This window comes from Streptomyces sp. NPDC126510, from assembly GCF_040302345.1.
Lineage (GTDB): Bacteria > Actinomycetota > Actinomycetes > Streptomycetales > Streptomycetaceae > Streptomyces.
Genome location: NZ_JBEORR010000025.1, coordinates 68,800 through 84,972 on the forward strand (window position 1 = coordinate 68,800; position 16,173 = coordinate 84,972).

A 16,173-nucleotide genomic window follows, 5' to 3' on the forward strand; every position below is an offset into this window, starting at 1 on the left:
ATGAGTTACTTGGCTTGCGGCGGTTGCCGCTGCGACGTCACGCCTGGTCAGCGCGGGCCACGACCCGCACGGTGTGGACGGAGGAGTCGGCCGCGTCCGGTATCAGGACGCCGTGCTCGGCGCCGCTGCGCAGGTAGTCCAGGACCGCGTCGGTGATGACCTCGCCGGGTGCCACCACGGGGACACCCGGCGGGTAGGGGCTGATCATCTCCGCGGCGATGCGGCCCGCGGCCCGTTCGGCGGGCACGTGTTCGACGGAGGCGAAGAACGCCGCGCGGGGCAGCATGGCCTGCTCCAGTTCCAGTGCCGAGGGCTCGGGCAGCCGGACCGGCGGGCGGCGTTCGACGGAGTCCGCGTGCTCGACGAGGGCGCGCAGGGCGTCCAGGAGGACTTCCTCGGTCTCGTCGTCGTCCGCATGGGTGATCGAGGCGCTGACGCGGCAGCTGTCCGAGCCTCCGACGTCCACGTGGCGGTGGAGGCGCAACCATTCCACGGCCTGCATGCCGCTCAGGCCCAGCTTGCGGACGTCGATCACGACCTTGAGCGGGTCGAGGTCGGCGGCGAGCCCCTCCTCCACGATCTCCCGGCCCATGGGCCGCAGACCCGGCAGTTCCGCGACCGCCGCCCGGATGCGTTCCGCGCGGCGGATGGCCGCGTCCAGCAGTTCATGGCCGTGTTCGACCATCTGGCGACGCCAGCCGTCGAGCGTGGCGAAGACGAGGGACGAGGCGCTGGTGGTGCCGAGGAGGTCCTCCCGCTGTTTGAGGGCCTCGGGTGACACGCGGTCGTACTGGAGGTGGAAGACGGAGCTCTGCTCCACGGCCCCGCCCATCTTGTGCACGCTGGTCACCGTCAGATCGGCCTCGGCGTCCATGCCCCAGGCGGGCAAGTCCGGGTGGAACGGCAGGTGGGCACCCCACGCCTCGTCGACGATGACGGGCACACCGAGCTCGTGGCACACCCGGGCCACTCCCCTGATGTCCGCGCAGGAACCCCAGTCGGTGGGCGTGATCAGCAGCATGCCCTTGGCGTCCGGGTGCTCCCGCAGGCGACGGCGGACGTCGTCCGGCTCGGGCGGGTGCGCCAGGTGGCGTTCGCCGTCGTACTTCGGGTGCACCCAGATCGGTTCGACGCCGTTGACGACGACGGCCGCGATGACGGACTTGTGGGCGTTGCGCGACAGCAGCAGCTTCTCGCCGGGTCCGGCGGCGGCGAGCATGGCGGTCTTCACGGACAGGGAGCTGCCGCAGGTGGAGAAGAACGCGTGCTCGGCGCCGACCGCGTCGGCCATGAGCTCCTGGGCCCGGCTCAGCACGCCCTGGGACTGGCGCCGGTCGTCGAGCCCGTTGAGGGAGAGCACGTCGGAGCGGAACACGTCGAGGCCGACGATCTCCGCGACCCGTGGGTCCACTCCCCTGCCCTGCTTGTGGCCGGGCGGGCCGTAGGCGATGTCGCCACGGCGCCGGAAGTCCTCCAGCGCCTCCAGGACGGGCACGCGCGAGTGGTCCATGGTTCCTCCCGGGTCCGGCCCGCCCGAGCCGCCGCCGCGGCGTCCACGCTGTCGTGGCCCGGCGGGTACACCGACCGTGTTCACCCCGGGCCACGGACGAAACGCCGCGGGCGTCGCGGTGTGGTGCTGCCGAAGCGAAGGATCCCCTGCCTGGGCCCCTCCCCCGCCGGGCGCGCCCCCGGAGGTGTCATGGCGGCGGGCGGTGAAACCCGGCCGGGGGAGACAGGGGTACCGGGGGTGAGCCCTCGTCCGCCCCAGCAGGCCGACGTCCGGCGGCGAGAGCCGCCCCGGGACGACGCACACCGTGCGTGACGACGAGGAGCCCTTGTGAGCCGAACGCCCGACGCCGTGCACCAGGCCATACGCGAGGAGGTGGCGGCACGGGCCGACGCGCTGTGGGACGTGGCCCGGCGCCTGCACGCCGACCCCGAGTACGCCTTCGCCGAGCACCGGGCGGCTGCCCTGCTCTCCGGTGAGCTGGAGCGCGCCGGCTTCGCCGTGGAACGCGGCGCGGCGGGGATGCCGACGGCGTTCACCGCGCGTTCGGGGCGGGGCCGGCCCGCCGTGGCGCTGCTGATGGAGTACGACGCCCTGCCCGGCCTCGGACACGCGTGCGGCCACAACCTCATCGCGGCGGCCGGGCTGGGTGCCGCGCTGGCCCTGGCGGCCGCCCTGCCCGAGCCGCCCGCGGGGACGGTGCTGGCGGTCGGCACCCCCGCCGAGGAGGGCGGCGGCGGCAAGGCCGTCGAGGTGGAGGCCGGGGTGTTCGACGAGGTCGACGCGGCGCTGATGTTCCACCCGGGGGTGTACAGCTGGGCTCGGGCGCCGCTGACCGCGCAGGTGCAGTACCGGGTGGCCTTCCACGGCAGGGCCGCCCACCCCACGGGCAACCCGACCGAGGGCGTCGACGCGCTGGCCGGGCTCGTGGAGCTGTTCAACGTGCTGGCCGTACTGGGGCGCCGGCTGCCCGAGGGCTCGCACGTACAGGGCATCGTCACGCACGGCGGTACGGCCACGAACATCGTCCCCGAGTACGCCGAGGGATTGTTCGGTCTGCGGGCGGCCACGACGGCGGCGCTGGAGGACCTGGCCGAGCGGCTGCGGGCGTGCGCCGACGGGGTGGCCCGGGCCACCGGCACCACCGTCGACGTGGAGCGGGCCACGGTGCGCTACGAGCACTTCCGGGACAGCGAGGTGCTCTCCGAGCGGTTCGCCGCGCATCTCGCCCGGGCGGGGATCGAGCTGTCACCGCCCACGCCGGGCGTGTACCTGGGATCGTCCGACATCGGCGACGTCAGCACTCGGGTGCCCGCCATCCACCCGTTCGTCGCGATCACGGGCGAGGACGGCTCCGACCACACCCCTGAGTTCGCCGAGGCGGCCGCCTCTCCCCGGGCCCGCGAGGTGCTGATCGCCGCGACTTCTGCCCTCGCGTGCACCGCCGCCGACGTCCTGCTGTCCGGGGCGCTGCGCGAGGAGGCGTGGGCGCGGCACCGGGCGGTGTGAGTGGTTCGGCTCCGGCTGGGGAACCCGGCGAGCGCTGTACCCACCGACTCCCTGGAGAGGGCCATGAGTCTGTTGCGTGTGCTCGGCCGCCCCATGCTGGCCTCGATGTTCCTCGCGGGCGGTATGAACTCCGTCCGCGACCCGAAGCAGGTCGCCGACGCCGCCGAGCCTGTCGTCCAACCGGTCACCGAGCGCGTCCCGGCCCTGCCGGACCGCACCGAGCAGGTCGTACGGCTCAGCGGTGCCGTACAGGTCGCGGCGGGGCTGATGCTGGCCACGGGGCGCGTGCCGCGCCCTGCCGCGCTGGCCATCGCCGCCACGCTGGTGCCGACCACACTGGCGGGGCACCGCTTCTGGGAGGCGCAGGACCCCGAGGAGCGGGCCCAGCAGCGCATCCACTTCCTCAAGAACTTGTCCATGCTCGGCGGCCTGCTGATCGCCGCCGACGACACCGGCGCCCGCCCCTCGGTGGTGTGGCGCGGCACCCACGCCGCCCGGGGGCTGCGGCGCGACGCGGGCCTGGTGCGCCGCTCCGTCCGCGCCACCGCACGGCCGGCCACCGCGGTCGGGCGGGTCCGGGCCAAGCTCCCCGCCTGAGCCGCCCCGCGCGGCACCGGCGGACCGCACGTTAACCCCCCGGGGCCTGGGGGACCCGAGCGCTGGAGGTGAAGGAGATGGGACACGGAGGAAACGTCATCGACGAGCTGGTGACCGATCACCGCGAGGTCGAGGAGATGTTCGGCCGGATCGAGGCACTGCCGTCCGGCCACCAGGACCGCAAGATGTACGCCGACCAGGTCACGATGGAGCTCGTGCGGCACTCGGTGGCCGAGGAGGCCTACCTCTACCCCGCCGTACGCGAGCACGTGGCGGGTGGGGACGCCCTCGCCGACCAGGAACTGCAGGATCACGCCACGGCCGAGCGGATCATGAAGGATCTGGAGGGCTGTGACGCGGGCGACGCCGACTTCGACCGGCTGATGGGCATGCTGATGAGCGAGATCCGCTCGCACATCGCCGACGAGGAGGGCAACCTCTTCCCGCGGCTGCGGCAGGCCTGTCCGATGGACACGCTCAACGAGCTGGGCGACAAGGTGCGCAAGGCCAAGAAGACCGCCCCCACCCGGCCCCACCCGGCGGCCCCCGACAGGCCTCCGGCCAACAAGCTCCTGGCTCCGGGCACCGGGATGGTGGACCGGCTGCGGGACGCGCTGAGCGGCCGGGGCAAGTCCGGGTGAGCCAGGTCACCCCTGCTGAGCGGGGCTCGTCGCCCGAGGCGACGGGCCCCGCTTCTGTGTGCCTGTGATCGACCGCCGCGTAGGTCACCTCGTGTGATCAACCACACTGTGGCCTCAAAGCCCGTGCCGGGCAGGGGGTTTGGAGGGCACGAGAGGGTGGATCAAGGGCAGGTGGAACCGCTTCTCCGGTCCCCTCTGCCACGATGGTCGGCGCCGTACCCGTCGAGGGGGTCCACCGTGCAGCGCCGCCGGTGTGACGCGCTCCTCGTCGCCCTCCTCTGAGTCCTCCGACTCGTCTTCGAGTACCGCACTGTGCCTTCCTTCTCCTCCCCCTCCCCTGCCCTGCCCGCTTCCCGCTCGCCCTGGCGGTCGCTGCGGTACCGCAGCATGCGCTGGTGGTCCGTCGCGAACTTCGTGTCGAACGCCGGTACGTGGATGCAGCTCACGGTGCAGAACCTGCTGGTCCTGCAGATCACCGGGTCCGCCGCCGCGACGGGGTTGTCCATGTCCGTGCAGGCCGCTCCGGCGCTGCTGATCAGCGTGCTCGGCGGGGCCGCCGTCGACCGGTGGCCGCGCAAGCTGACGGCGGCCGTGAGTCAGGCGGTGCTCGGCGCGATCGCGTTCACCACGGCCGTCCTCGTGGCGCTGGACCTCATCGACATGACCTCGCTGATGGTGCTGGCCGCCCTCACGGGTGTCGTCGCGACCGTCGACAACCCGGCGTGCGCGCTGCTGGGCAACGACCTGGTACCGGCCGAGGACGTGCCCTCGGCCATCGGAGTCGGGGCGCTGGTGCACCAGGCGGGCCGGCTGGTGGGGGCGGCCCTGGCCGGTGTGGCGGTCGGATTCCTCGGCACGTCCGCCGCGTACTTCGGCAACGGGCTGTCGTTCCTGTTCGTGGCCTCGGTCATCCCCTTCCTGCGTCCTGCGGCCGGTGCCGTGCGGCAGGACGCCCCGGCTCCCGAGGACACCGGTCCCGACCTGACCGTCCGGGAAGGGCTGGCCTACTTCGTGCGGCGCCCGCGTCTGGTCGCGCTGGCGGGTGTCACCGGGATCAGCTCCATGTTCGGCCGCAACTACGGGCTCACCCTGGCGGTGCTCGTCACCGGGCCGCTCGCGGGTGGTGCCGGTTCGTTCGGCACCGTGTCGACCGTGCTCGCCGTCGGCGGCATTCTCGGCGCGGTGCTCGGCGCCCGGCTGCGCCGGCCGTCCGTGCGGCTCGTGGGCGTACTGGCGTCAGCGGGGGCGCTGCTGCAGGTGGTGGCGGGGCTGTCACCGTCACTGGCGGTGCTGATCGCTCTGGTCCTGCCGATGGCCGTGGTGGAGTCCGTCTCCGACACCGTCGGCACGGCCGTCCTCCAGACCGACCCGCCTCCCCACCTGCGGGGACGGGTGCTGGGTGTGTGGGGCAGCATCGGCACGGTGTGGGGCCTGGGCGGCCCTCCCGCGCTGGGCCTCCTCATGGAACTGGCCGGGCCGCGCGGCGCCCTCGTCACCGGCGGACTGCTCATCGCCGGCGCGATCGGGGCGGGCTCCCTGCTCCGCCGTCGCCGGGACCCGGTACCGGTCGTCCTTCGCGAAGAGGAGCACGACGCGCCGGGCAGGCCGGCCCTGAGCCCGGCGGCCTGAGCGGACGCCAGACCTACCGGCCCGACCGGCACCGACCCAGGCGGCCCGAGCGGGCTCCACACCAACGGGCCGACCGACACCGTGCCCGGCGGCCCGAGCGGACGCCAGACCCACCGAGCCGACCGGCCGACCTCGGCGGCCCGAGCGGGCTCCACACCCGCGGGGCCGGCCGACACCGGCCCAGGCGGCCCGAGCGGGCTCCATACCAACGGGCCGACCGGCACCGCGCCCGGCGGCCCGAGCGGGGCGCCGGTACGGGGGCGGCTCCCGGCGTGTGGGCCGCACAGCTCCGCTCCCCCGCGTGCGCCCTACGGCCGCAGGGCCGCCTGCGCCGCCCGCCGGGCCAGGAGGGTCGTGGAGCGGCCGTCGAGGTAGGGCAGGACCACAGCCTGCCCGCCCCACGTGCGGAGCACCTTCGCCTCGGGCAGGTTCTGCACGGAGTAGTCGCCGCCCTTGACCCAGACGTCCGGCCGCAACCGGGCCAGTACCGCCTCGGGCGTGTCCTCCTCGAAGACCACGACCGCGTCGACGCTGCCGAGCGCGGCCAGGACGCGGGCCCGGTCCGCCGCCGGGTTGAGCGGGCGCCCCGGCCCTTTGCGGCGCGCGACGGACGCGTCGGAGTTCAGGCACACGATCAGGCAGTCGCCGATGCGCCGGGCGCTCTCCAGCAGCCCGACGTGACCGGCGTGCACCAGGTCGAAGCAGCCGCCGGTGGCGACGACGGTGCCGCCACCGGCCCTGACCCGCTCGGCGAGCCCGAACGCGTCGGCCGCGGGCTCGTCGGCGGCGCGGGGCTCGGGCTCGGTCCGCCACAGACCTGGGTTGCCCGCGCCGCCCTCGGCGACGAACGCGGCCGCCTCCGCGACGGCCCGCTGCAGGGCCTCCTCGGGGAGCAGACCGTCGGCCAGAGCCGCCGTCGCCGTGGCGGCGAAGCAGTCGCCCGCCCCACAGGGGTCCCCGGCGGCCCGGTAGGGCACGGGGACCAGCATCGGGGTGCCGGGGCCCGGCCGGGCCAGCAGCACCCCGCGCTCGCCGAGGGTGACGGCCACCCCGGCGGCACGCCAGAGCCGGGCGAGGCGGGCCGCCCGCTCGGCGTACGCGCCCAGCGAAGTCCCTCCGGAGCCGGGGTACAGGGCCCGGGCCTCCGCCGCGCTGGGGGTGACCAGGCGTGCTCCGGGCACGGGCGGGTCCCCGGTGGGGTGCGGGTCCCACACCAGCGGCGTGCGCCGGGCGGCGTCCTCCAGGAGCGGTCGCACGGCGCCCGCGGTGTGCCGGCCGTAGTCGGCGACCAGGACGGCGTGCGCGTCGGCCAGCGCCGCCCGGACCGCGTCGTCGGGCTCGCCGGGGGTGCCACCGCCCCGGTCGATGCGGACGACCGGCCGGCCGCCCGCGAGGACGCGGGTCTTGACCGGCACGGTGCCGTCCAGCGGGATCTCCAGGATCCTGACCCGGCCGCGCAGCCCGCGTCGTACCGCCTCACTGGCCTCGTCCTCGCCCAGCGCGGTCACCAGGACCACGTCCCGGCCCCCACGGGCGGCGAGGGCGGCGGCCAGGCCGGCTCCGCCGGGGTGGCGACGGTCGCCGGTGACGTCGACGACGGGGGCGGGGGCGTCGGGGGCGAGTCGGGTGGAGACGCCTTCGATGTCCTCGTCGAGGAGAACGTCCCCGACGACGACGAGGGGGTGCGGCCCGGTCCTGGTCATGGCGTACTCCCGTGTGTCAGGGCCGCGCGCCGCTCGGGGGGCGTGGACACGGCCGTGTCGAAGCACTCGCAGAGCAGGTGGACGGCGACGAGGTGGGTCTCCTGGACGTTGGCGGTGGTGTCCGCGTCGATGCACAGGGACTCGTGGGCGGCTTCGGCCAAGGGGTTCGGGCCGCGCCCGGTGAGCGCCCAGACGCGCAGTCCGGCCTGCCGGGCGGTCACGGCGGCGGCGATGAGGTTGCCGCTGCGCCCCGAGGTGGACAGCAGCATGAGGACGTCGCCGGGGCGGCCGTGGGCGGTGACCTGACGGGCGTAGACGTGGTCGAAGCCGTAGTCGTTGCCGATGGCGGTCACGCTGGACGTCTCGGCGTGCAGGGCGAGCGCGGAGTAGGCGCGGCGTTCGCGGCGGTAGCGGCCGACCAGTTCGGCGGTGAGGTGCTGGGCCTGGGCGGCGCTGCCGCCGTTGCCCGCGGCGAGGAGCCGGCCGCCGCCGCCCAGGACGTCGGCGAGGCGGCCGCCCCAGTCCGCGATGCGGTCCAGGCCGTTCTCCCGGAACCGGCCCAGGGCCTTCTCCAGCGACCGGCAGTGCAGACGGGCGGCGTCGAGGCCGGGCTGTGCAGAGGATTCGCTCATGCGGATCGGGCGCACCGCCGTGCGGGGACGGCGGGGACCCACACCTCCTTCGGGCGGTGGGCGGGACCGGCCGGGTCAGCCGGCACCGGTGGCGGCGGGCTCGGTGTCGAGGACCTCGCAGTAGGCGGCTTCGGTGGCCGCGGCGACCTGGCCCCAGCCGTATCTGCTGAGCACCCGGCGGCGGCCGGCCGCCCCGCAGGCCGCGCGGGCCTCCGGATCGGCGAGCAGCCCGGCTACGGCGCCGGCCAGGGCCGCCGGGTCGCGGGGCGGAACCAGTCGTCCGGTGCCCGGGTCGGCGACGGTGTCGAGCTGCCCGCCGACCGCGCTGGCCACCACGGGCACGCCGCAGGCCATGGCCTCCAGCGGGACGATGCCGAAGGGTTCGTAGTCGCCGGGGCAGACCACCACGTCGGCGGAGCGCAGCAGTGCTGGCACATCGTCGCCGGTGAGGGCGCCGGTGAAGCGGACGCGGTCGGCGACACCGGCGTCCCGGGCGATGTCGCGCAGCCGCCGCACCTCCGGGTCGCCGTCGAGCAGTTGGGCGGGCGGCCCGCCGACGACGACCAGCTCGGTGCCGGGCAGTCGGGCCAGGGCGGCGACGGTCACGGCGGCGCCCTTGCGCGGCACGAGCCGGCCCAGCTGCAGGATCCGGTGCGGGTACGGGCCGCGCGGCGCGGCCGGGCCCCTGGGCGTGAACCGGTCGGTGTCGACACCGCACGGCACGATGCCGATCCGGTGCGGGGGAATGCCCATGCGGGCCAGTTCGTGGACCTCGTCGCGGCAGGTGGCGATGACGCGGTCGCAGTTCAGGCCGATCTCGATCTCGCCCGGGATGCGCTCCGGCGGGCTGGTGTCGGCGAGCCGCTGGTGCCGTCGCTTCACCGTGCCGAGGGCGTGGTAGGTGTGCAGCAGGGGGAGGCCGTGCTCGCGGGTGGCGCGCAGCGCGGCCAGGCCCGACATCCAGTAGTGGGAGTGCACGAGGTCCGGCGCCCGGGTGCGCCAGCCGCGGGCGAGATGGCGGCCGAACTCGTCCATGTGCGGCAGCAGTTCGTCCTTGGGGAGCGGTTCGGCAGGGCCGGCGGGTACGTGGTGCACCTCGACGCCGTCGCGCAGTTCCACCCGCCAGGGCAGGTCGGGCGCGTCGCGGCGGGTGTGCACGGTGACGCGGTGGCCGCGGTCGGCGAGTGCCCCGGCGAGGCAGGCGACGTGGACGTTCTGCCCGCCGGCGTCGACTCCGCCCAGTGCGGCGAGGGGGCTGGCGTGCTCGGAGACGAGCGCGATCGCGAGGACGCCGGGGTCGAGCGGGCCGCCGCCGAGCGGTCCGGACGGGAAGGGGCTGAGGGACGGGGTCATGAGCACACCTCCGTGATCAGGCGCTGCCAGTCGGCCAGGAAGCGTTTGAGCCCGTAGCGTTCGAGGGCCGCCTGGCGGGCGCGGGCTCCGTCCGCGGCCGCGGCCTCGGGTTCGTGGAGGTAGCGGCGGGCCGCGCGGGCCAGGACGTCGGGGCGGGTGGTCAGGGTGCCGGCGCCGGGCGGGACCGCCTCGACCGCCTCGGTGGTGGCGAGCGCCAGCACGGGCATGCCGAGGTGCATCGCCTCCAGCAAGGACAGGCCGAGGGAGGTCCAGCGCACCGGGTGCAGGTACATGCGGCGTTCGGCCAGCGCCGTGTGCAGCTCGCTCTGGGGCAGGTCGGCGGTGTGGCAGCGGTCCGGCGGCAGGCCGAGGTGTCCGGCCAGGCCCTCGGTGCCCAGCCCGAACACGTCGAGCGGGACGGCCTCGGCGAGGGCGGGCAGCAGGTCGGTGCCGGTGTGCCGGGCGCGGCGCACGGGTTCGTTCACGACGACGGCGGCGCGGGCGAGCCGGCCGCTGTAGCGGTGGCCCGGGTCGACGATGCCGTGCTCGATCACCTCGGTGCGGGTGCTGCCGCACTCCCAGAACAGCCGGTTGAAGTGGGTGACGTGCACGAGCGTCAGGTCGGTGCGGTCGGCGCACGGGTGCCGGGTGTCGGGCACACCGCCGTCGGGCGCGTTGTGCTCCAGGTACACGGCGGGCACGTCCCGCCCGGGGCGGCGCCCGCCGAGCCAGCGTTCGGCCAGCGCGGCCTCGTGCGGCCGCTGGAGGAGGACCAGGTCGACCGGCGTGTCGCCGAGTTCCGCGGGGGTGACCTCGCGGACCGAGGCGGGCCAGGTGAAGGTCCGGGCCCGCCCGAGGCCGTCCGGGCCGCGGTCGGGCGTGACGGGGACGAGGTAGGTGTGCGGGCCCTGGACGAACGCGGTCGTCCAGGAGCCGTGCACGTGCCACAGCAGGATGTTCATACGGCTGCTCCTCGTTCGGTCGGTTCTCCCCGGTCCGCCGGGTGGCCCGTGACGGTCTCCACGGCGGCGAGCACCTCGCCGTCGCCGATGCCGTCGAGGCAGGGGTGTCCCGGCACCGGGCAGTGCCGGGCCCTGGTCTGCGCGCACGCCGCGTGCGGGTCGCCGAGCACCACGTGCGGTACGCCGTAGGGGGCCCACCGTTCGGCCGGCACGACCGGTGCGAAGAGGCTGACGACGGGTGTGCCCACGGCGGCGGCGAGATGCGCCGGGCCGGTGTTGCCGGCCACCACGGCCCGGGCTCCGGCCAGGACCCCGGCCAGGTGAGGCAGGTCGGTGGCGCCGCCGAGGTCCAGTGCGTGCCGCCCGGCGACCCGTGCGGTCAGTTCGCGCTCGGCGCGCCCGCCTGTCACGACCACCCGGTGCCCCGCGGCGGACAGCGCGGCCACGGCCCGTGCCGCCCGGCCCGGCGTCCAGGCCCGCGCGGGCACGGCCGCGCCGGGGTGGAGCACGACGTACGGTTCCGCACCGGTGAGATGGGCGGTGCCCGGCGGCGGCAGGACACGGAGTCGGCCGTCGTCGCCGGGCGGGAGCGCGAAGCCCTCGGCGCGGGCCAGGTCGAGGGCGGCCAAGGCCTCGTGACGGTGCGGCCTCCTGCGGTGCCGCCGGTCGAGGAGCGCACCGGGGTAGTCCTCGCAGTCGGCCGCGGTCCGTCCGATCCCGGCCAGCTTCAGCAGCAGGGCGGCCGGCAGGGGGCTCTGGTGGTACGACACCAGCACGAGCGCCCGGTCGAAGCGGCCCGCCGTGAGCGCTTCCATCAGCCGCCGGGTGTCCGCACGCGTCACCGGCGGCGGCTCCAGCCCGACCCAGGGGGCGTCGAAGGTCAGCACGTCGTCGACGCCGGGCAGCATCCGCCCGGCCGCCGCGCCCTGTGGTCCGCAGAGCAGCGCGGTGTACGAGGAGCCGGCGGCGACCGCCCGCACGGCGGGCCCCGCGAGGAGTACGTCTCCGGCACTGTCGAGGCGGACCACCAGGGTGCGGGGAAGGCGGGAGGGGGTCATCGCGGCTCCCGTGCCGGGAGCGCGGAGCCGAGGACCAGACGTACGGCCGCAGGCAGGTCCGGTGCCGTGACGTCGGCCGTCGCGGTCTCGTCGGCACGGGTGACGGCCGTGGGGACCAGGACCCCGCGGGCCCCCGCCGCCCGCGCCGCCTCCATGTCGGCTCCGATGTCGCCGATGACGGCGGTGCGTTCCGGTGGCACGGCGAGCCGCCGGCACGCGGCCAGGATCAGTCCGGGTGCCGGTTTGCGGCAGGCACAGCCCTCCCCCGGCCCGTGCGGGCACACGGCCCAGACGGCGAACGGCCCGAGCAGCTCCTCCACCCGCAGCCGTACGCTCTCCACGTGGCTGCGGGTCAGCAGGCCCCGGGCCACGCCCGACTGGTTGGTCACGACACCGACGGGCACCCCGGCGGCGCGCACGGCGTCCACGGCCTCGCGGGCGCCCGGCATGAGTGTGACCAGCGCCGGGTCCCCGTTGTAGGGCACGTCGGCGACGAGGGTGCCGTCGCGGTCGAAGAGAACGGCCGCCAGGCCGGGACCGCCCGGGACGTGCGAGTGCTGCCGCCCTTGCCCGGGCAGCAGCCAGGGGGTGAGGGGCGGCGTCATGACCGCAGCCGTTCCCGGGCGGCCGGGCGGGACGCGGGCGCCGGTTCACCGCTCCCGAACGTGGTGTGCGGACGGGCCTTGCGGTGCGCGAGCCGCCCGCGCAGCCAGTGCCAGGTCGCGGCGGGTGGGACGAGGGCACTGGTCACCGTCATGGTGAGCACCTCGTCGCGGGTGCCCGGCCCGGGCAGGATGCGGGCGAGGGCGAACTCGGTGGTACCGGCCAGCCAGGCGGCTGCGCAGGCCGCGGCGGCCCGGTGCCTGCCGAGCAGGGCGCAGCCGAGCGCCGCCGCCCCCGCTCCGGTCACCGCCAGGTGCAGGGGCAGGCGCCCGCGGGGTGCCTCCGCCCGGCGCCACCAGTGACGGCCGTGCAGCCGGGTCATCAGCACGTCGTCGGCGTTGCCGGCCTGGAGCCGGACGGAGGTCCAGCGCCCGGCCTGCCGTACGGGGTGGGTGGTGGTGCGCCGGCCGACGGTGAGCGTCCAGCCGGCGTCGAGCATGCGCAGGGCCAGGTCGGCGTCCTCCCGGAAGGCCCGCCGGAAGCGTTCGTCGAATCCGCCGACGGCCAGGAGCGCGGCCCGGCGGTATGCCAGGTCGGCGGTGATCCAGCGGGCGCCGGCGAGTCCGGCCGTGTTGCGTTCCCAGTCGGTGGGGCGCCGGCCGACGGGCAGGGGCACCTCGATCCGGGCGGTGATCCCGGCGGTGCGCTCGGTGGCTGCGGCCAGGTCCAGGGTCAGGTCGTCGCCCCAGGTGGGCCCGGGGACGACGTCGTCGTCGAGGAAGACGATCCAGGGCACGTCACCGGCGGCCCGCCAGCCGAGGTTGCGTGCGGCGGCGGGTCCGCGCGCGCCGCCGGGCACGACGATGGTGCGGGCGCGCAGGGCGGGTGGGACGTGGGCGGTGAGGGGGGTGCGGGCCGCGTCGGGCCGGTCGTCGACGAGGACCACCCGGACGGGACCCGGCCCGGTCGCCTCCGTGAGGGCGTGCAGGCAGGCGCCCAGGCTGGGCCGGCCGAGGGTCGGGACGACGACGGCGTACTCGGCGTCGGGCGTGCGGGCCTCGGGGCGGGTCATCGGGGGCCTCCGGCGTCGCCGCTGCGGGAATCGGTACGGAAGAGGTCGCCGCGCCGGATCGCGTAGGGGCCGATGGCCAGCAGGTCGACGGGCGAGGAGCCGAAGCACTCCAGGGCGTCGCGCGGGTCGTCGACCATGGGCCGGCCAGCCGTGTTGAGGCTGGTGTTGACGACCACGGGCAGCCCGGTCAGCCGCTCGAACTCGCCGAGCATGCGGGCGACCAGAGGCTCGCCGTCCGGGTCGACGGTCTGGATGCGGGCGGTGCCGTCGACGTGCACGACCGCGGGGATGCGGTCCCGCCATGCGGGAGCCACATCGTGCACGAACAGCATGTACGGGCTGGGCAGCGGGCCCTCGAAGAGGTCGGCCGCGCGGCCGGCGAGGACCATGGGGGCGACAGGCCGGAACTGCTCGCGGCCCTTGACGTCGTTGAGACGTTCCAGGTTGCCCGCGTGCCCCGGGTGGGCCAGCAGGGAGCGGTGGCCGAGGGCCCGGGGGCCGTACTCGGAGCGGCCCTGGAACCAGGCGACGATCCCGTTGTCCGCCAGGGCGCGGGCCACGGTCGCGGCGATGTCCTGGGGCCGCTCGAAGGGTACGGCCGCGGTCTTCAGCCAGGCTCCGAGCTCGGCGTCGGACCATTCCCGTCCGAGGTCGGCACCGGCCATGGGCTCCGGGGCGTCCCCCTCCACGGCGGACAGCAGCAGGGCTCCGCCCAGGGCGGTGCCGGCGTCTCCCGCCGCGGGCTGCACCCACACCCGGGCGAAGGGACCCTCGCGGGCGATGCGGGAGTTGGCGACGCAGTTGAGGGCGACGCCACCGGCGAGGGTGAGCACCCGGTCGTGGGTCCGGCCGTGCAGCCAGCGCACCAGGTCCAGCAGGGTCTCCTCCAGCACGGCCTGGGCACTTGCGGCGACATCGGCGTGGTCCTGTGTCCACGGCTCGTCGGGACCACGGGGCGCGCACAGCTCGTGCCAGGGCACGCCGGTGGCGTGGAAGCCGCCGTCGCCGGTGGGGTACACGTGGCGGCGCAGCTCGGCGAGCATCCGCGGCCTGCCGTGGGAGGCGAGGGCCATGATCTTGAACTCGTCGGAGGAGCGCAGGAAGCCGAGGTGCTCGGTGAGTTCCTCGTAGACGAGGCCGAGCGAGTGCGGCAGGTCCTGGGCGTGCAGTGCCTCCAGGCGGTCGCCCACGCGACGCGCGGCCAGGTGGGAGGCGCGTTCGCCACGGCCGTCGAGGACGAGGACGGAGGAGTTCTGGGCGTCCGGTGCGGCGAAGGCGCCGGAGGCGGCGTGGGCCATGTGGTGCGGCACGAAGCGGACGATGCCGGGGTCGAGACCGGGCAGGGCGGTCTTCAGGAAGCCGGGTGCCTCGCGGGCGTAGGTCAGCCGCAGATGGTCCCAGGGGTCGTCCAGGCCCATGTCCTCGGCCGGCCGGGCGAGTGCCGGATCGAAGGAATAGGTGACGGCGTCGAGGTCCTGCGGGCGCAGCCCGGCCCGCTTCAGGCACCAGGCCGCGGACCGCTCGGGCAGTTCCCAGGCGGAGAACGGCAGGGGTCTCTTGCCGTGTTTGCGCCGGGAGAACCGCTCCTCCTCCGCGGCGGCGACGGTCCGTCCGTCGATCACCAGGGCGGCGGCGGGATCGTGGAAGAGGGCGTTGATTCCGAGGATGCGCATGGGGAGGCGGGCCTTTCGGCGGTCGGGAGACACCGGGGACGCGATGGTGCGGGGTGCCCGGAAGGGTTCACTCCTCGGCGCCGGCCTCGCGGAACCAGGCGATCGTGCGCCGCAGCCCCTCCTCGGCCCGCACCCGCGGATCCCAGCCCAGCTTGTCGCGGGCCAGCGTGATGTCCGGGCAGCGCACGGCCGGGTCGTCCACGGGGCGTTCGATGTAGCGGATCTCGGAGGAGGACCCGGCGAGTTCGACGATCAGGCGGGCCAGGTCGAGCATGGTGATCTCGGTCGGGTTGCCGATGTTGACGGGGCCGCGCATGCCGTGGGCGGCCGCGGCGAGGATGCCGCGCACGGTGTCGTCGACGTAGCACAGCGACCGGGTCTGGCGGCCGTCGCCGGTCACGGTGAGGGGCTCACCGGCCAGGGCCTGCCGTACGAAGGTCGGCACCGCCCGTCCGTCGTGGCCGCGCATGCGAGGGCCGTAGGTGTTGAACAGCCGCACGATGCAGGTGTCGGTGCCCTCGGTCTCGGCGTGGGCGGTGGTCAGTGCCTCTCCGAAGCGTTTGGCCTCGTCGTAGACGCTGCGTGGCCCGACGGGGTTGACGTTGCCCCAGTAGCGCTCGTCCTGGGGGTTCTGCTGCGGGTCGCCGTAGACCTCTGAGGTCGAGGCGAGGACGAAACGGGCGTGGGCGGAGTGCGCGAGCTCCAGGACGTTGCGGGTGCCGAGGCTGCCGGTCTCCAGGGTGTGCAGCGGCAGGCGCAGGTAGTCCGCCGGGGACGCCGGGGAGGCGAAGTGCAGCACCAGGTCCGGGGACCGTTTGATCCGCAGCCCCTCGGACACGTCGGCCTGGACGAGCGTGAAACCGGGCCGTTCGAGCAGCGGCGATATGTTCTCGGGCCGACCGGTGCTGAAGTCGTCGACACAGGTGACGGCCGCGCCGGCGTCGAGGAGGGCGGCGCACAGGTGGGAGCCGACGAACCCGGCGCCACCGGTGACGACGGCGTGTTCCCATTTCCGTGAGAGGGCGGTGCTCATGTCGGTCTCTCCTCCGTCGGCGGCGGCGCGCGGCACGACGGTCGCGCTTCGGCCGGCGAAGCGGCCGGAGTGCCGTCGAGCTCACGCCCCAGCCTCCGACGACCGTGCGGGCACGGCACGGCCGCGTACGGCAAACCGGTGAGTCACGGAGGGTGAGACGGGTCGGTGAGGAGCTGTCCGCCCAGATCGGCTGGTGCGTCC

14 protein-coding genes are annotated in these 16,173 nt (G+C 75.3%); 4 read left to right on the top strand and 10 right to left on the bottom strand.

Features of this window, described 5'->3' with window-relative positions; genetic code table 11:
* Window positions 1-37 precede the first annotated feature (37 nt).
* Window positions 38-1,510 (bottom strand): aminotransferase class I/II-fold pyridoxal phosphate-dependent enzyme, encoded by a 1,473-nt coding sequence (locus ABTX60_RS30415; protein ID WP_352100216.1) that lies wholly within the window; start codon window positions 1,508-1,510, stop codon window positions 38-40.
* A 327-nt stretch (window positions 1,511-1,837) separates the two neighbouring features.
* Between ABTX60_RS30415 and ABTX60_RS30420 the strand changes: the two genes are divergently transcribed.
* The 4 genes from ABTX60_RS30420 (at window position 1,838) to ABTX60_RS30435 (ending at window position 5,883) form a co-directional block, all read left to right on the top strand.
* A complete protein-coding gene (locus ABTX60_RS30420; RefSeq protein WP_352100217.1) occupies window positions 1,838-3,016 on the top strand; it encodes an amidohydrolase in 1,179 nt (392 codons plus the stop codon).
* 63 nt (window positions 3,017-3,079) lie between these two features.
* Window positions 3,080-3,613 (top strand): DoxX family protein, encoded by a 534-nt coding sequence (locus tag ABTX60_RS30425; protein ID WP_352100218.1) that lies wholly within the window; start codon window positions 3,080-3,082, stop codon window positions 3,611-3,613.
* Between the two features lie 77 nt (window positions 3,614-3,690).
* Complete coding sequence (locus ABTX60_RS30430) at window positions 3,691-4,254, top strand: hemerythrin domain-containing protein (protein WP_352100219.1); 564 nt, start codon at window positions 3,691-3,693, stop codon at window positions 4,252-4,254.
* A gap of 342 nt (window positions 4,255-4,596) precedes the next feature.
* Entirely contained in the window at window positions 4,597-5,883 is a 1,287-nt protein-coding gene (locus ABTX60_RS30435) for an MFS transporter (RefSeq protein WP_352100282.1), read from the top strand.
* 308 nt (window positions 5,884-6,191) lie between these two features.
* Here ABTX60_RS30435 and rfaE2 read toward each other — a convergent pair whose 3' ends face one another.
* From rfaE2 to ABTX60_RS30480, 9 genes are all read right to left on the bottom strand, one after another.
* Window positions 6,192-7,586: a D-glycero-beta-D-manno-heptose 1-phosphate adenylyltransferase gene (rfaE2, locus tag ABTX60_RS30440; RefSeq protein WP_352100220.1), complete on the bottom strand. Its 1,395-nt coding sequence runs from the start codon at window positions 7,584-7,586 to the stop codon at window positions 6,192-6,194.
* The gene (locus ABTX60_RS30445; RefSeq protein ID WP_352100221.1) at window positions 7,583-8,218 is read right to left on the bottom strand and encodes a D-sedoheptulose-7-phosphate isomerase; all 636 of its coding nucleotides are present in this window, start codon (window positions 8,216-8,218) and stop codon (window positions 7,583-7,585) included. Before ABTX60_RS30445 ends, rfaE2 begins: the two co-directional genes overlap by 4 nt.
* Before the next feature lie 75 nt (window positions 8,219-8,293).
* Window positions 8,294-9,571, bottom strand: a complete 1,278-nt coding sequence (locus ABTX60_RS30450; RefSeq protein WP_352100222.1) for a glycosyltransferase — start codon at window positions 9,569-9,571, stop codon at window positions 8,294-8,296.
* Window positions 9,568-10,533, bottom strand: a complete 966-nt coding sequence (locus tag ABTX60_RS30455) for a glycosyltransferase (RefSeq protein ID WP_352100223.1) — start codon at window positions 10,531-10,533, stop codon at window positions 9,568-9,570. The genes ABTX60_RS30450 and ABTX60_RS30455 overlap by 4 nt, the downstream gene beginning before the upstream one ends.
* Complete coding sequence (locus tag ABTX60_RS30460; RefSeq protein WP_352100224.1) at window positions 10,530-11,591, bottom strand: glycosyltransferase family 9 protein; 1,062 nt, start codon at window positions 11,589-11,591, stop codon at window positions 10,530-10,532. The genes ABTX60_RS30455 and ABTX60_RS30460 overlap by 4 nt, the downstream gene beginning before the upstream one ends.
* A complete protein-coding gene (locus ABTX60_RS30465; RefSeq protein ID WP_352100225.1) occupies window positions 11,588-12,196 on the bottom strand; it encodes a D-glycero-alpha-D-manno-heptose-1,7-bisphosphate 7-phosphatase in 609 nt (202 codons plus the stop codon). The genes ABTX60_RS30460 and ABTX60_RS30465 overlap by 4 nt, the downstream gene beginning before the upstream one ends.
* On the bottom strand, window positions 12,193-13,266 hold the full coding sequence (locus ABTX60_RS30470; RefSeq protein ID WP_352100226.1) for a glycosyltransferase family 2 protein: 1,074 nt from the start codon (window positions 13,264-13,266) through the stop codon (window positions 12,193-12,195). Before ABTX60_RS30470 ends, ABTX60_RS30465 begins: the two co-directional genes overlap by 4 nt.
* On the bottom strand, window positions 13,263-14,939 hold the full coding sequence (locus ABTX60_RS30475; protein WP_352100227.1) for a carbamoyltransferase family protein: 1,677 nt from the start codon (window positions 14,937-14,939) through the stop codon (window positions 13,263-13,265). The genes ABTX60_RS30470 and ABTX60_RS30475 overlap by 4 nt, the downstream gene beginning before the upstream one ends.
* A gap of 67 nt (window positions 14,940-15,006) precedes the next feature.
* Window positions 15,007-15,972, bottom strand: a complete 966-nt coding sequence (locus ABTX60_RS30480) for an NAD-dependent epimerase/dehydratase family protein (protein WP_352100228.1) — start codon at window positions 15,970-15,972, stop codon at window positions 15,007-15,009.
* Window positions 15,973-16,173 lie beyond the last annotated feature (201 nt).

Coding starts and splice junctions, on each gene's coding strand:
- ABTX60_RS30415 (WP_352100216.1), bottom strand. CDS start 1,510: ATGGACCACTCGCGCGTGCCCGTCCTGGAGGCGCTGGAGGACTTCCGG.
- ABTX60_RS30425 (WP_352100218.1), top strand. CDS start 3,080: ATGAGTCTGTTGCGTGTGCTCGGCCGCCCCATGCTGGCCTCGATGTTC.
- ABTX60_RS30430 (WP_352100219.1), top strand. CDS start 3,691: ATGGGACACGGAGGAAACGTCATCGACGAGCTGGTGACCGATCACCGC.
- rfaE2 (WP_352100220.1), bottom strand. CDS start 7,586: ATGACCAGGACCGGGCCGCACCCCCTCGTCGTCGTCGGGGACGTTCTC.
- ABTX60_RS30445 (WP_352100221.1), bottom strand. CDS start 8,218: ATGAGCGAATCCTCTGCACAGCCCGGCCTCGACGCCGCCCGTCTGCAC.
- ABTX60_RS30450 (WP_352100222.1), bottom strand. CDS start 9,571: ATGACCCCGTCCCTCAGCCCCTTCCCGTCCGGACCGCTCGGCGGCGGC.
- ABTX60_RS30455 (WP_352100223.1), bottom strand. CDS start 10,533: ATGAACATCCTGCTGTGGCACGTGCACGGCTCCTGGACGACCGCGTTC.
- ABTX60_RS30460 (WP_352100224.1), bottom strand. CDS start 11,591: ATGACCCCCTCCCGCCTTCCCCGCACCCTGGTGGTCCGCCTCGACAGT.
- ABTX60_RS30465 (WP_352100225.1), bottom strand. CDS start 12,196: ATGACGCCGCCCCTCACCCCCTGGCTGCTGCCCGGGCAAGGGCGGCAG.
- ABTX60_RS30470 (WP_352100226.1), bottom strand. CDS start 13,266: ATGACCCGCCCCGAGGCCCGCACGCCCGACGCCGAGTACGCCGTCGTC.
- ABTX60_RS30475 (WP_352100227.1), bottom strand. CDS start 14,939: ATGCGCATCCTCGGAATCAACGCCCTCTTCCACGATCCCGCCGCCGCC.
- ABTX60_RS30480 (WP_352100228.1), bottom strand. CDS start 15,972: ATGAGCACCGCCCTCTCACGGAAATGGGAACACGCCGTCGTCACCGGT.